Origin of the sequence: Pseudothermotoga thermarum DSM 5069, from assembly GCF_000217815.1 — a bacterium.
Lineage (GTDB): Bacteria > Thermotogota > Thermotogae > Thermotogales > DSM-5069 > Pseudothermotoga > Pseudothermotoga thermarum.
Genome location: NC_015707.1, coordinates 1,368,461 through 1,382,393 on the forward strand (window position 1 = coordinate 1,368,461; position 13,933 = coordinate 1,382,393).

General features: G+C 39.9%; 11 protein-coding genes, 1 pseudogene and 1 riboswitch. Of the genes and pseudogenes, 5 read left to right on the forward strand and 7 right to left on the reverse strand.

What is annotated here, in order from left to right:
* Positions 1 to 101 precede the first annotated feature (101 nt).
* A complete protein-coding gene (locus THETH_RS06955) occupies positions 102 to 1,133 on the forward strand; it encodes an SIS domain-containing protein (protein ID WP_013932648.1) in 1,032 nt (343 codons plus the stop codon).
* Positions 1,134 to 1,135: 2 nt separating this feature from the next.
* Here THETH_RS06955 and THETH_RS06960 read toward each other — a convergent pair whose 3' ends face one another.
* From THETH_RS06960 to THETH_RS06975, 4 genes are read right to left on the reverse strand one after another with little or no spacing between them, the layout of a single operon-like run.
* Entirely contained in the window at positions 1,136 to 2,374 is a 1,239-nt protein-coding gene (locus THETH_RS06960) for a thiamine-phosphate synthase family protein (RefSeq protein ID WP_245530472.1), read from the reverse strand.
* A gap of 9 nt (positions 2,375 to 2,383) precedes the next feature.
* Positions 2,384 to 3,139 (reverse strand): sugar phosphate isomerase/epimerase family protein, encoded by a 756-nt coding sequence (locus tag THETH_RS06965; protein WP_013932650.1) that lies wholly within the window; start codon positions 3,137 to 3,139, stop codon positions 2,384 to 2,386.
* Complete coding sequence (gene thiC / locus THETH_RS06970; protein WP_013932651.1) at positions 3,102 to 4,418, reverse strand: phosphomethylpyrimidine synthase ThiC; 1,317 nt, start codon at positions 4,416 to 4,418, stop codon at positions 3,102 to 3,104. The genes THETH_RS06965 and thiC overlap by 38 nt, the downstream gene beginning before the upstream one ends.
* Complete coding sequence (locus THETH_RS06975; RefSeq protein ID WP_013932652.1) at positions 4,415 to 5,221, reverse strand: sulfide-dependent adenosine diphosphate thiazole synthase; 807 nt, start codon at positions 5,219 to 5,221, stop codon at positions 4,415 to 4,417. The genes thiC and THETH_RS06975 overlap by 4 nt, the downstream gene beginning before the upstream one ends.
* Positions 5,222 to 5,273: 52 nt before the next feature.
* Positions 5,274 to 5,382, reverse strand: a riboswitch (TPP riboswitch).
* Between the two features lie 101 nt (positions 5,383 to 5,483).
* Between THETH_RS06975 and THETH_RS06980 the strand changes: the two genes are divergently transcribed.
* The 4 genes from THETH_RS06980 to THETH_RS06995 are packed head-to-tail and all read left to right on the forward strand — an operon-like array spanning position 5,484 to position 11,067.
* Positions 5,484 to 8,102: an ABC transporter permease gene (locus THETH_RS06980; RefSeq protein WP_013932653.1), complete on the forward strand. Its 2,619-nt coding sequence runs from the start codon at positions 5,484 to 5,486 to the stop codon at positions 8,100 to 8,102.
* A 17-nt stretch (positions 8,103 to 8,119) separates the two neighbouring features.
* Positions 8,120 to 8,818: an ABC transporter ATP-binding protein gene (locus THETH_RS06985; RefSeq protein ID WP_013932654.1), complete on the forward strand. Its 699-nt coding sequence runs from the start codon at positions 8,120 to 8,122 to the stop codon at positions 8,816 to 8,818.
* Between the two features lie 9 nt (positions 8,819 to 8,827).
* A complete protein-coding gene (locus tag THETH_RS10335) occupies positions 8,828 to 10,090 on the forward strand; it encodes an FAD-binding domain-containing protein (RefSeq protein WP_013932655.1) in 1,263 nt (420 codons plus the stop codon).
* Positions 10,087 to 11,067, forward strand: a complete 981-nt coding sequence (locus tag THETH_RS06995; protein WP_013932656.1) for a threonine ammonia-lyase — start codon at positions 10,087 to 10,089, stop codon at positions 11,065 to 11,067. The genes THETH_RS10335 and THETH_RS06995 overlap by 4 nt, the downstream gene beginning before the upstream one ends.
* 119 nt (positions 11,068 to 11,186) lie before the next feature.
* Here the strand turns inward: THETH_RS06995 and THETH_RS11095 are convergent.
* From THETH_RS11095 to THETH_RS07010, 3 genes and pseudogenes are all read right to left on the reverse strand, one after another.
* A pseudogene (locus THETH_RS11095) lies at positions 11,187 to 11,735 on the reverse strand (methyl-accepting chemotaxis protein); the annotation flags it as partial.
* Between the two features lie 360 nt (positions 11,736 to 12,095).
* The gene (locus THETH_RS07005; RefSeq protein WP_013932418.1) at positions 12,096 to 12,740 is read right to left on the reverse strand and encodes a DDE-type integrase/transposase/recombinase; all 645 of its coding nucleotides are present in this window, start codon (positions 12,738 to 12,740) and stop codon (positions 12,096 to 12,098) included.
* Positions 12,741 to 12,804: 64 nt separating this feature from the next.
* A complete protein-coding gene (locus THETH_RS07010) occupies positions 12,805 to 13,893 on the reverse strand; it encodes a PDC sensor domain-containing protein (RefSeq protein WP_041446422.1) in 1,089 nt (362 codons plus the stop codon).
* Positions 13,894 to 13,933 lie beyond the last annotated feature (40 nt).

The window sequence follows — 13,933 nt, forward strand, 5'->3', positions numbered from 1 at the left end:
ACGCTATTTTAAAGCGCATGACTGTATTGGGTATTTCATTAATATATCTTTGTCATATGGTATAATCTTTTAGAAAGTCTTAAATTTTGGGGTGAAGAAACATGCATCACATGTACAGCGAAATACAAGAGCAATCACAAGTTTTAAAAACTTGCTATGAAGCGAACTTGGAAGTGTTAGAAAAAGTTGCAAAAGGCATCTTTGAGAGGGGTATAGAATTCATCGTCTTTGTGGCGCGCGGCTCTTCAGACAACGCAGCCACATTCGGAAAGTACGCCATTGAAATTTTCGCCGGGATACCGGTATCCCTCGCCGCACCATCAGTTGCTTCAATATACGCCAGAAAGCTTAAACTTGATAAAGCATGTGTGATCGCCGTTTCTCAATCTGGGATGTCCGAAGATGTTTGCAGCTTTTTCGAGATGGCAAAAGAATGCGGGGCACTTTGCGTTTCTTTGACAAACAATCCTCAATCTAGGCTGGCTAAAGTTGCTGATTTTTCAATTTACATGAACGTTGGCGTGGAAAAGGCCGTTGCCGCCACAAAAACTTTTTCGGCAGAGCTTTTACTGCTTGGAATGCTTGCATGTTTGCTTTCCAAATCCGATGAAGAGTTGAAAAAACTGCAACAGGTTGAAAACGTGGTGAAAGAAGCTTTGGACAAAGAAAACGAGATAAAACTTTTCGTTGAAAGGTTCAGGTACATGAACGAATGTTTTGTACTTGGACGTGGTTTGACTTATCCTATAGCGCTTGAATTTGCTTTGAAGATACAGGAAACTAGTTACGTCAGGGCAAAGGGTTTTTCAACGTCTGATTTCATGCATGGGCCAATAGCGATGATAAATTCTGAAATACCCGTGTTTTTGCTTGGCATAAACGATGAAACAAGGGAAGATCTTTTGCAAACTGCCGCTAAATTGAACGAGCAAAAAATAGACGTCTACTCTTTCTGTGATATTCCAGAAATGAAAGACTTTGTCAAGAAGAATGTAGAGTTCAGCTCAAATGGACTTTCAAGAATACTGAGTTTAACTGTTTTGATACAGCTTTTCTCTTACTATCTTTGCATTTTAAAAGGGTACAATCCAGACAATCCAAGGATTATAAAAAAGGTTACTGTGACAAAGTGAGTTCAACCTGAAACAATCTTTTTGACCTTCTCAAGGATTTCCTTTGGATTTCTACCGAAAACTCTTATCATTGCCTCTTTTCCATACCAACCATCGTCCCATATTACATCCGGCATTCTTCCAAGTTTTTCAACGGCAAGCTTTATCATGAACTCCATTGAACCTTCATCCTTTTTCATCAATTCCTCCGATTCAAGTGATCGATCGTACTTGAAAACAAGGTACCCTTGTTTTATTGCGTTTTCAACATACTCTTTTTTGAACTTTATATTCGTTGCGCATTTGATGTGAGGAAAGAACTTTTTCGCCGTCAAAACCATCCTAGCAGTGTGAGATTTATCTTTAAAGCAGGCTTTGGAAACCACAACGGCTTTTCCAAGACACATCCTTATTCTTCCAGGAAATTTCGCAACTTCTTCTTCGGTTTTTGACCAATCGAGCGCAAAAGATACATTTTGACCTACTTCAGGGACAGTCAGAGGACCGAGCATGAGAAATTCTTCCAAAAGTTCGTCCAATTGTTCCAATATATCGTATTTTTGCCATTCTCTGGCCAAAAGCTCACTTGCGACGTATTTTAAGTTTTTTGATCTTTCCAATATCTTTCTCACCAATGCTGCAGCAGCAATGATGGCTTCTTTTGGTTCATACCCTAAATCCAAAAAACCAGCAAAAGCCGATGAAAAGCAACATCCTGTTCCGTGGAACTTGCCTTCAACTTTTTCTTCAACAAATTTTTCTCCGTTGTATTCGATGATGATTTTTTCTTCTTTTCTGTGTCCACCAGTTATAATTATCTTTTCCATCATATTCTTTAAAAAACTTTTATTACACTCGACGAGACGATCGTATTCTTCAGAGTTCATCAAAAGGTAATCTGCAAAGCCTAAGTATGGTAAGACTTCTTGTGGTTTGAAAAATTCAAATCCAGAACTTGACTTTAAAATTACATTCCAAACAATTTTTGCATTTGGATATTTTCTTCTCAAAAGTTCAACAAAAGTTGGTTGACACAACCCCACTTTCACAACTCTGGGTGTTGGAAGAACATCAAGCTCAAGACAAATATCTTCAACAGGTCGTGGTTTTATTTGAAAAACTTTTTCTGCATTTTGAACGGTTTCAACTGCAACCACAGCGCAAGTTTGAACTCCAAGAAGTGAAAGTGTTTTTATATCTTGCAAAATCCCTGCGCCTGCAGAAGGATCAAAACCAGCCACCACAAGAACCACAGTTTCCACCCCTTCAACTTAAAGTTCTTCGAGGTATTTTAAAAGATTTTCAAAGCCTTCAAGACATTCGGGTGATGGTTCTAAAACAAAATCTGCATCTATATCCCTTATGTATTCAAGTAACTGAAGAAATTTCTTTTCATTTTTCCACGCTTTATGATGACATTTTTCGTACTCAATCAAGTCTGCATAGTAAATGTGAAATTCCGAAATAAAAGGTTTCAAGCTTTCCACAAACTCAACAGGGTCTAAGCCGTAGATCTGTGAATCTATCAGAAGATGACCTATGTCGACACAAATAGTTAAATTTGTCCTTTCCAAAAAATCTTTGTAGTCATTTGAAGTGTGAAAACAATCGTTGCAGTAAACGTTTTCGATCCTAATTTGTATTCCATTTGTTTTTAGACACGCTATTTCTTGAACGATATCTTCGTATATATCTAGCCAACTTTCGCTTTGTTTTGCACTTGGAAAATGCAAAATAACGTAATCGGCTCCAAGACTTTTCGCAAGTTCTATGCATTTTTGATTTTTCTTCAAAGTATCATGTCTTAAAGTTGGATTCAAACTAGTCGGCTGTGGATGAACTTGGCAGTATCTAAAAACAAAAGGTGCATGAACGCCAAAAGAAGCCTTTCTTTCTTTTAGAAAGCGCATTACTTTTTCAACATCTTTTTGTTTGAAAAAAGTGAGTTCATAATGAGAAAACCATGGTAATTGATCTATTTTACCAACATCAGCTCTTATTATGCTGGTCGACAAGCCTTTCCGCATTCTCGACATACTCCTTTGTTATTTTTATCGCGCAGAATGGTCCACACATCGAACAACCTTCTTCATCGTATCTTCTGGTTTCCCACTTTTTTCTTGCAACATCGCCAGCTATGGCGTATTTGAACATACTTTCCCAATCAAAGTTTGCTCTTGCGCTTGCCATTTTTTCTTCAAGCATAAGTGCTTTTTTGTTACCCTTTGCCACATCAGCTATCGTTGCCGCTATCTTTGAGGCTATCACTCCTTCTTTTACATCTTCCACATCTGGCAGGCATAAATGCTCAGCCGGTGTAACGTAACAAAGAAAATCCGTACCATAATACGCGGCCAAGGCTCCCCCTATACTTGCTACAAGATGGTCATAACCAACTCCCCTATCGGTCGGCAAGGGACCTAGGAGAAAAATTGGTCTTCCTTTCGTGATTTTCTTCATCAATTTCACGTTCATTTCAATCTCGTTCAACGGCACATGCCCGGGTCCTTCTATCATTACTTGAACACCTGCTTCGTTCGCACGCTCGGCAAGCTCAGCCAAAACGAAAAGCTCTGAAAATTGCAGCGTATCAGAGGCATCCAAAACAGCACCAGGACGTAGTCCATCTCCAAGACTTAAAGTTACATCGTATTCTTTTGCTATTTCCAAAATTTCGTCAAAATGTGTGTAAAGAGGATTTTCCTTCTCGTTGGCAATCATCCATCCTGCGATGATCGAACCTCCACGGCTCACGATTTTCATAATTCTTTTGCTGTTTTTGATCAAATTCAAAGTTCTCATAGTGATGCCAGCATGAATCGTCATAAAATCGATGCCAGTTTCGGCATGTTCTTTTATCAAATCGATGAAATCTTTTTCGGAAAAATCTATAACCTTTTTTCCTAGTTGCACACTCTTAACAGCTGTATCGTATATTGGGACGCTTCCAACGGGAACTGGGGAATTTTCCAAAATTATCTCTCTGCACCTTTTGATATCTCCACCCGTTGATAGCACCATGACTGTGTCTGTTCCATAGTGCAAAGCAACTTGCAATTTTCTCAATTCTTCGTCAATGTTCGAATAAACGATAGATGTACCGATGTTCGCGTTAACTTTCACGGAAAAACCTTCGCCGATTATGACAGGTCTAGTTAGGCTTTTGTGGTTTTTGTTTCTCGGTATAACCGCCTTACCTTGAGCTATTTTTTCAATCACAGTTTCAAGGTTTACCATTTCTTGCTCTGCAACATAAAGCATTTCAGAAGTTGGCTTTCCAAGTCTTGCTGCTTCAAGTTGCGTCATTTTAAGACCACCTCTTTCTTCAACAATCCTATCACCATATCGGCTGCTTTTAATCCAGAAAGTATCATCCCACCGAAAATTGGTCCCATCCGCGGTCCTCCACCGACACTTACAGCTGCCATGCCGATCACTATCAAACCTGGATAAATCTCATGGGTGTTTTGCACAACGAATTTTTCACCATTCTCCGCATCCATTGGAAATTCGTACTCCACAACACCACAGCTACAAAGGTTTTCTGTATTACCTTTAACGCTGTTCAAAATTCCTCTTTTCGTCAAAAGTCTCACAAGGTTGGCTGGATGACCAGTTCCATCAACCACGTACTTTGCCTTAACGGTGATTGGATCAACGTGCAATTTTTCCTTTATGGTTGGCATCCAGTTTATAACCACGCCGCACACAACTCTGTCTCTCATCGCAAGATCTTCAACGAACACGTTGTTGAAAACAATTGCGCCTTTTTTCGTGGCAGCGTATATTAAACCGGATGCAAAGTGCACGGCATCGGCCACAAGAAAGCCATCGCGCTTGACGTAGTTTATCCCAAGTTCGTCAAGAAAATCGGCCAATTCCTCTTCAAGAACCACCTCGTTGAACATCATTCCTCCGCCCCATATTCCTCCTCCTGGTGCGTTTTTTGCCTCAAAAATTGCCACCTTTAAACCTTCGCTGGCAAGTTTGTAAGCCATCGCAAGCCCACTTGGTCCCGCACCGGCTATAGCCACATCCAAATCAAGACATTGCGATAACTTCTTATAAAAGGCGTCAAGAATCAGTTTGGAAATCACGATGTCTTTCACTTTACCCACCTCCGAAAAAAAATCCCTCCTGACGGAGGGATTTTATTTTTTTCTCTCACTCTTTCCCAAATCCCTCCGCCGGCATTACCCGGATCAGGTTCAAGGGGTCGAGGGTTACACCCTCCTCTCAGCGGATAACATCCGCTCCCCCTTGGGAAAGAGTGAAAAACCAAATTGAGGTTATTTGGTTTTTCTAGTTATCATTGTACACGATTAACGGTATCTTGTAAATGATAGAATCATTTTGGAGGCTAGTTTTTTCATGTTGAAAACGATTCTCAAGATTGCTTTTCGAAACTTTAAGGCTCACTTTAAAACCGCTTTTGTGCTGATTTTGGGGATATCTATTCCTTCTATGCTCATTGTGGGAGGACTTTCCATAAACGATAGCATAAAAAATTGGGTAGTATCGAGTTTTTCAAAAAACTTTGGACCTGCCGATGCCTATGTTGAAAATAGAAGAAATAACATCTTTATGAAATTTAGCTTGGACGAACAAATTGTGAGTTCGATAGCATCCCACGAAAAAGTCAAAAAGATTTTACCTGTGTCTGAAACCGTTGGACGAATTATGTACGAAGATAAGAGCGCAGATTGCTTAATAATAGGAGTCTATCCAGAAGATTTGAAAAATTTTGTGGATAAGCAGTTGGATCTTTTCTCCGGTGAAGTAATCATTTCACGATCTTTGGCAAATCTTTTGAAGATTTCCCTTGGTGTTGAAGTAGTTGTGAACGTTGGAGCTGGAGAAAAGAAATTTACGGTAACACATATAGGTGAAGATGGCTTTTTAAACTTTCGTGGCGAAAATCTTCACTACTTGGGAACGATTTTTGTACACATCGATGATTTCGCAGGCCCTGGTGGTTTTCCAACGAGAATCTATTTGAACTTGAATGGAAAACTTGAAGAACACTCAACGATCGTCGAAGACCTTCGTAAAATTTCAAATGTTAGAGCTGTTGCGATGAAATTTCAACTGTTAAATTCACCAGCAAACAGAGCTTTAGGATATGTAACCATAGCTTTCAGTGGCTTTTCGATTCTAGCTTCCTTCATCCTTGTGTATCTTTTTGCAAAAAGTTTTGCCGAAGAAAGAAGTTCAACGATGGTTATCCTAAGAACTTTGGGCATGAAAACCATTCACATAATGGCAGCTTTTTTCATCGAAGGATTAGCATATCTTTTAGTTGCAGGAATTTTCGGTGGATTTTTTGGAATACTTTTGGCAAGGTATTTGCTTGAAAAGTTCATAGAAACCGTTAAAATTTTGAACGTAAGCTTTGTGCCTTCTTTCGAAGGATTTTCACTCCATGTAACGTTTCCAACTGTTTTACTTGGTATCTTTGCCGGCTTGGTTGTTCCCATGTTGATATTTCTTAGAAAAATCTGGCAAATCACCAACAAGCCACCTGTTCAAATGTTTGAAGTTCAGGTGGAAAATTTGCAAAGTTTGACTTTTAAAAAAGCTATTCGAATGGTTGGATTAAGCCTTATATGCTTGGGAATTTTGACGATTCTGTTTATCGGTAAATTTCAAATTTTCGGAATACTTTCGCTGGCAGTAGGATTGACATTGATCTTCTTAAATCCAATTGTGAGTTTGTTGATTGGTGTTTTTCTAACTTGTTTGATCAGCTATCTTCCACCAAGTCAAAACGTTGGAGGATGGGAAATATTGCAAAGAGGAGCGGCTTTCTACATTTCAGCTTGGCTGATCTTTGCCTACGCGATTTTTCTTGCAAGGAGATTTTTATCGAAGTTCGTTGGCAAAGCTTCTGTTTCAAGTTTTATAGCACTTTCGTATGTTGAAAGAAACTGGAAAAATTCGTTCATAATCGCTTCCATGTTCAGCTTGATAGTATTCGTCATGACTTTGGTGATAACTGTCCATTCAAATGTTCAAAGATTTGTAAAACAAAGGATGGAAAATGGGCTTTTTGGATACGATTTCATCGTGATCAGGAATCCTTTGAAGCTCATCTTTTCAAAAAGCGAAATAGAAATCTGCAATGGTATTTTGAGTTACTCAAGAGTTTACGTTGCCGAATTTGAAAACGATTTGATAGTCTTTGTCGATGAAAACTTTCTTAAACAAGCTTTGGTACCATTTGAAACGGATCCTAGGTGGCGTGAAAAACTTCTTGAACCGGGCAAAGCAATTGTCGGTTATTTGCAGAAAAACGATCTACCAACGGGAAAAACCGTTTCTGGAAGGGTAAGATCCCCATTTAGAATAGGAGGAACTTCTTCGGTTGAACTCGAAGTGGTAGATGTTTTTGACATGAGGCAGCTTTTGGTTCCAACAAAGTACGTTGCTTCCACAAAAAGTCTTCCAAAGGAAGTTCGTCCCATACCGGTTTTACTTGCAAAGATCGATCCAGAAAATGTTTCGCAGATCAAAAGCTTTTACAGCAAACTATTCGATTTTCCAATTCACGTAAAAGAAGAGTTGAACAAGCTTTTTTCTGGAATAGATCTTTTGGTTCAAACTGCCGTTGTTTTGTTGTACTTTGGCTTGATCAGTGGCTTTAGTGCAATTGCCTTCCATTCTTTGAGAAGCGTTGTTGTAAGAAGGCGTTTAACAGGTACTTTGATGGCTGTGGGAATGTCGAGCTACAACATCAGCTTGGCATTTATTTTGGAAAACATAGTCATAGCTTCTATTGGTATTCTGGTTGGAAGTTTTGCAGGATACTTCGAATCAAGAAATGTTTTAAGGTTGATCTTTGAACTTTTCGGTTCTGGTGAATTTTCATTCCCGCTGAAAAACTTTGTTTTGCTCATCATCGCAATATACACTTTCATGATAATAGCCGTATCTTTACCGGTTGTCTTGACGAAGAAAAGTCCAGCCGAAGCTTTGAGAGCACCTGACTAATCCTAGGAGGTAAAATGATGATAATAGTGAAAAATCTTTGGAAAGTATACGGCAAAGGTGAAAAGAGGATCGAAGCGCTCAGAGGAATAAATTTAACCATAGAAAAAGGAGAATTTGTAACCATACTTGGTCCATCTGGTTCAGGTAAAACAACCTTGTTAAACTGTCTTTCAGGAATAGATTCACCAACAGAGGGAGAGATTTTCTTTGACGGTGTGGCTTTTCACCTTTTGAACGAAGAGCAAAAAACAAAGTTCAGAGCAGAAAACATGGGTTTTGTCTTTCAATTTTTCAACCTGATACCTGTTCTAACTGTTCTTGAAAATGTTGAGCTACCTTTGAGAATACTTGGATTAAAAGGGCGTAAGGTAACTGAAAAAGTTGTGGAAATGCTAAAAAAGGTTGGGTTGGCTGGAAAAGAAGATAAGTTTCCTTCACAACTTTCTGGTGGAGAGCAACAGAGGGTTGCCATCGCAAGAGCTTTGGTTCACAATCCAAAGATAGTCTGGGCAGATGAACCGACGGGAAACCTTGATTCTGAAACTGGTGCGATGATCATCAATTTGCTTGAAAGAATGCGTGCAGAGAATGGAACAACCTTGGTCGTAGTCACCCACGACGAGAAGATTGCGCAGCGAGCTGATAGAATCTTGCTGGTCAGAGATGGGAGAATCATCAAGGAACTCTCTGGATCAAACACCGTAGTCGAAATGTAGGTGTCTTGGATGGTTAAATGCAACATCTGGTGGATCAGAAGGGATATGAGAATTGAAGATAACCGGGTGTTGATCCATGCTGCAGAGGATGGAAATGCAGTTTTTCCATTTTACTTGTTTGATCCGTCCGAGTTTACAGGTGAGGGACAAGAGAAAAAGGTCAATTTCATCTTCCGCCAACTTGTTAATCTCAACAGAGAGCTTGCCAAATTTGGAACGGCGATAACAATATGCTACGGAAAAGCAAAAGATGTTTTTGGTTGGTTGAAAACACAGTTTCCCGAAGCAAAAGTCTTCACCTGCGTGGAACTTGGTCATTCTGCTTGTCAAGCTGTTAAGGAGGCTGAAAAATTTCTCCCCGTTGTAGAGGTTTCGGAAGGTTATCTCCTAAGTTTCGACAAAATACGTTCCAAGAAAGGAAAGATTCTCACAACCTTCTTTCACTTCAAAAATGCCGCTTACAAAGAGCTTGAAAAATTAGAAGCTATTTACCAAGAAAAACCAAAAGTAGAATGGCTTTCCGTATCTATGCCATGTGTGTACAAAATTGGTGAAGAAAAAGCTGAGAAACTTGATTTTTCGCTTAGTTCTCTTGGTTTTGAAGAGATAGAACTTGTTCACGAAGGAGCTGTGAAGTCGGCTGAGGAGCTATTGGAAAGATTCGAAAAGATTTTGCCAGAATACGAAAAGTTGAGAGACTTTCCTGCTGTAAACGGCACCTCCTTACTCAGTGCTCATCTGCGTTATGGAACAATTTCGATCAGAAAGGTTTTCAGGTGGGTGATGAACAGGCCAAATTCAGCAAAATTCATCGATGAACTTCTTTGGAGAGAGTTTTTTAGTTACCTTTTTTATCACTTTCCGGAAAGTGAGTTTCAAGATCTTAGAAAAGACTATAACAGACGATGGTTGAAACCATCGGCTGAGGATTGGAAAAGGGTGTTGAACGCACAGATCGGCATACCTATAATCGACGCTGGATTGAAACAACTCTATTTGGAAGGTTTTGTCCACAACCGAGTTAGAATGATAATCGCAAGTTATTTCACCAAAGATTTTGGGTGGGATTGGAGAATAGGAGAAAGATTGTTTGCCCAACACTTGATCGATTATGATCCAGCCTTGAACGTTGGCAACTGGCAGTGGAACGCTGGTGTAGGTGTTGATCCAAGATCAAAATACAGAAGGTTCAACCCGTTTCTTCAAGCTGAAAAGTTCGATCCGGAGAACCACTATATTTCGAAATATCTTGAAAGGAGCGATTCCAAATGATAAGCCTGAAAGATGTCAAGGCAGCTCGAGAGAGGATATCCAAATACGTACACAAAACGCCGATTCTGACATCCAAAACACTTGATTCAATCTCTGGCAATCAAGCTTTTTTGAAGTGTGAGAATTTTCAAAAAACCGGTTCCTTCAAGTTCAGAGGTGCTATGAATTTTTTACTTTCAATGTGCCCAGACGAACGAAAAAAAGGAGTTGTCACAGGTTCATCAGGAAACCACGGTCAGGCTTTGGCTTGCGCAGGTAAACTTTTAGAAGTTGACGTCACGGTGGTTGTACCAGAAGACGCTTCTCCTGCAAAACTCGCAGCAATAGAAGGCTACGGTGCAAAGATCGAAAAATTTGGCAGAACTTCTACAGAAAGGTTGAGTAGAGCCTTTGAAATTTCCAAGGAAACGGGAAAAGTTTTTGTTCCTGCGTTTGACCATCCATGGATAATGGTGGGGCAAGGAACCATAGGTTTGGAGATTTTGGAAGACCTTGGACACGTTGATGCGATACTTGTTCCCTGCGGAGGTTGCGGTTTGATATCCGGTATTGCCGTTGCCGTAAAGGAACAAATGAAAAACGTGAAGATCTACGGCGTTGAACCCGAGCAGAGCAACAGTACTTATCTTTCATTCAAGGCTGGACACATTGTTGAGCTGAAAGATATAAACACAATAGCTGATGGACTTAGAACCGCTTCCCCTGGGAGAATAACCTTCGAAGTCGTTAAGAAATACGTGGATGATGTTCTTCTTGTAAGCGAAGAACAAATTAAAGCAGCGATGGTTTTTCTCTTGGAAAGGATGAAAATCTTGGTGGAACCGTCCGGAGCAGTCACAGTTGCCGCGTTGCTTTTCCACAAAATCTTACCAAGAAACAAAAGAGTCGTGGCAATTCTTTCCGGTGGAAATGTGGATTTGTTATCACTGTGTAGTTGGGTGAAAGAAGTTAAGCAGCAACAAAAAGAATTTTGGTGAATATCATTGGACTTCTTAGTTGTGGCAAAAGTAAATTAATGAAACAAAGCCATCCAGTTTTGTCGAAACAAGATTTTCAACTGGATGGCTTTGTTTTTGAGTGCTTATCATAATGAATATCAAATCTTGTATTTGGAAGCCAATTGCTCCAAGTCAGAGACAATTTGATTGAGTGCTTCTGTGATATTCAACAAGCTTTTCGTTTCATTGGTTTGCTGTTCTACTGCTGTTGAAACTCTCGAAAAATCTGCTTTCAAAGTCTCGACGTTGCGAACTATTTTATCCGTGGCGGCAGCTATCTCTTGAACTGCTCCGCTTTGCTCTTCACTTGTCGCAGCCAAATCGTTTGTTAAAGAAGAAAACTTATCTATTTCTTTTACCATTTCGCTTATATCTTGCACCGCTTCTTCCATGATCTTTACAACATTTCCAAGTTCTTGAGTGACATAACCCCCGCCTTTGGCAACTGCATCTGTCAACTCCATGATATTTTTCAGAGTTTCTGAAATGGCTTGTGTTGACCTTTTGCTTTCCTCAGCAAGTTTTCTTATTTCGTCCGCAACAACTGCAAATCCACGTCCTGCTTCTCCAGCTCTTGCTGCTTCTATTGCCGCGTTGAGAGCCAAAAGGTTTGTTTGTTCAGCTATGCTAGATATCGTGTTTGTAATCACTTCTATTTGCTGGGACATTTGAACAAGTTTCTCCATAATTGCCATGGCTTGTTTGCCTGTTGTAGACAGCAAATTCACGTTGCTTGCAAGGTTTTGAATTGAGGAAGACGCTTTCTGACCTTTCTGTTTCAGCTTTTCCACGCTTTCTGCAAGTTTTGCAGCATTTTTGGCAACGTTTTCAGCTCCTGACGAAATCTCTTCTACCCCACTGTTAACCTCGCTTATAGACTCTGAAATCTCACCTATTAGCTTGGTCGTTTCTTCTGCCAGTTGATTCACATCCTGAGACAAACTTGTGGCTTTCTGCACATTTTCAACAAGTTTATTTGAAAAATCCGTTGCACTATCTTGGACCTGTCAACTTAAGAAGGAAAACTGCACTAATAGAAGAAATGGAAATAGCCACTTCACTATGTCCTCATCCCTCCTCTTGTACCATAACCTGCTTATGTTAAAACGCCTCAGCCTGTACCTTTTTATCCCTATCACGCTCTCAACAAGACTCCTCTCCCCAAACCTCTCATGCTCGTGTTCCCAATATCCCATATTCTCTTCGCTCGCTTCCCAGTACCATGGCCCTTTGTCCGTTATTATCCTCAACTTACCTGTCACTCTCTTCTTCACCATCTTCATCACCAAGCTCGCTTTGTCCTTCTCTCGCGTTTTGCTGACCAACGCATAGATCACTTTCTTCCTCTTAACCTCAAACGCTATCCATACATACCAGCAGTAACCGTTTATGTTCACCTTCATCTCGTCTACAGCTACTACTGCATTGCCTTCTATCTTCTCAGCAAATATCTCTTCTTTCATTCTTGCCCACCATTTCCTCAAGGCTTCATGACTGACTCCAATTATGGCTGCTGCCTTCCTTAATGCAAGTCCATAAAAGTACAAAACCAATGCAGATACTTTCGCCTCATGTGGAACTCTTTGTCTTTGAAAAAGGTTTGGTATAATTTGGTATAGGTACTCGGTGATATTTGTTGTTGTAACTTTCATCTTTACGGGAACCTCCTTTCGGTGAGAAGAGTTGGTTCCCGTTTATTTTATCGTATTTCCCGGCTTAAGTTGACACCTCCTCTTTCAAATTAACGATTTTTGCTATGCTATTTCTTAAATTTTCAACAAGCAGGATAAGGACTTTTGAGAGCTGTCCAGTTTCATCTCTGCTTTTTACTTCGAATTTACCGGTAAGATCACCCGAAGCAATTTGTTTTGAGAATTCCGTCAAATCAAGTATGGGTTTTGTGATGACCCTTCCAAATAGAAAACCTATTACAATACTTACTAAGACTGCTACGGCTGTTGTAAGAACACTCTTTTTCAACGATGCAATAAAGGGGGCGTTGAGCTCAGATTCAAATATTCCAGCGCAAAGCATCCATTCGGCGCTCTCAACAGGTGCCATTGCAACCAATCTTTTTATCTTTTCAAAAACGTATGAAACGTACGAAACAGATTTTTTGGCTATTTGCTCTTCAATTGGTTTCAAAGCAGGATCCAACTCTGAAAGCTTTTTTGAAACGTATTCTTCCTTTGGATGTGCAACAATTTTCCCTGTAAAATCGCTGATATAAGCATATCCTGTTTGTCCATATTTAACCGAAGAAACAAAATCCTGCAAAAGTTTTTGTGGCATCACCGCGCCGAAAACACCTTCTGCTACTCCTTCGTAAGAATAAACTGGAACGGCAAAGACTATTGATTTAACTCCTTCCCAGTTGATTCCTGTAGCCACAAAATAGGATCTACCTTCGTTAATAATTGCATTGAAAAACCCCATTTGAGACAGATCTATTTCCTTGTCCTTCAAGGTGTAGGCTTTACCCTCGAAATTTGCAAAAAACCAATCCACAAATCCCAGTGGCTCAAGTTGATCTATCTTCGCTTTCAATGTCATCGTGACAAAACTTTTTTCAAAGAGCATGAGAAAAGTCTGAAAATCTGCCGAAATAGTGCTCAGAGTAGCAAGCCTACTTTTTATCCAATTATCAACTATTAACGATTCTTTTTCAGCTTTTTGCTTCAAGCTGTTTACAGCGGAATTCAACGATAGATTTCTGATTTCAAGAAGGTTGACAACAGTTAGCACTGCTGCGGTGAGAACAACCAAAAGCAAAACCAAACTTATCACTTTAAACCGAATTCCCACACACTCAACCTCCTTTTGAGAACATTTCTTCATTTCGTTT

Excerpts from the sequence above, each read along its gene's own strand:
- thiC (WP_013932651.1), bottom strand. The coding sequence starts at position 4,418 with ATGACGCAACTTGAAGCAGCAAGACTTGGAAAGCCAACTTCTGAAATG.
- THETH_RS06965 (WP_013932650.1), bottom strand. The coding sequence starts at position 3,139 with ATGCGGAAAGGCTTGTCGACCAGCATAATAAGAGCTGATGTTGGTAAA.
- THETH_RS10335 (WP_013932655.1), top strand. The coding sequence starts at position 8,828 with ATGGTTAAATGCAACATCTGGTGGATCAGAAGGGATATGAGAATTGAA.
- THETH_RS06995 (WP_013932656.1), top strand. The coding sequence starts at position 10,087 with ATGATAAGCCTGAAAGATGTCAAGGCAGCTCGAGAGAGGATATCCAAA.
- THETH_RS06955 (WP_013932648.1), top strand. The coding sequence starts at position 102 with ATGCATCACATGTACAGCGAAATACAAGAGCAATCACAAGTTTTAAAA.
- THETH_RS06985 (WP_013932654.1), top strand. The coding sequence starts at position 8,120 with ATGATAATAGTGAAAAATCTTTGGAAAGTATACGGCAAAGGTGAAAAG.
- THETH_RS06980 (WP_013932653.1), top strand. The coding sequence starts at position 5,484 with ATGTTGAAAACGATTCTCAAGATTGCTTTTCGAAACTTTAAGGCTCAC.
- THETH_RS07005 (WP_013932418.1), bottom strand. The coding sequence starts at position 12,740 with ATGAAAGTTACAACAACAAATATCACCGAGTACCTATACCAAATTATA.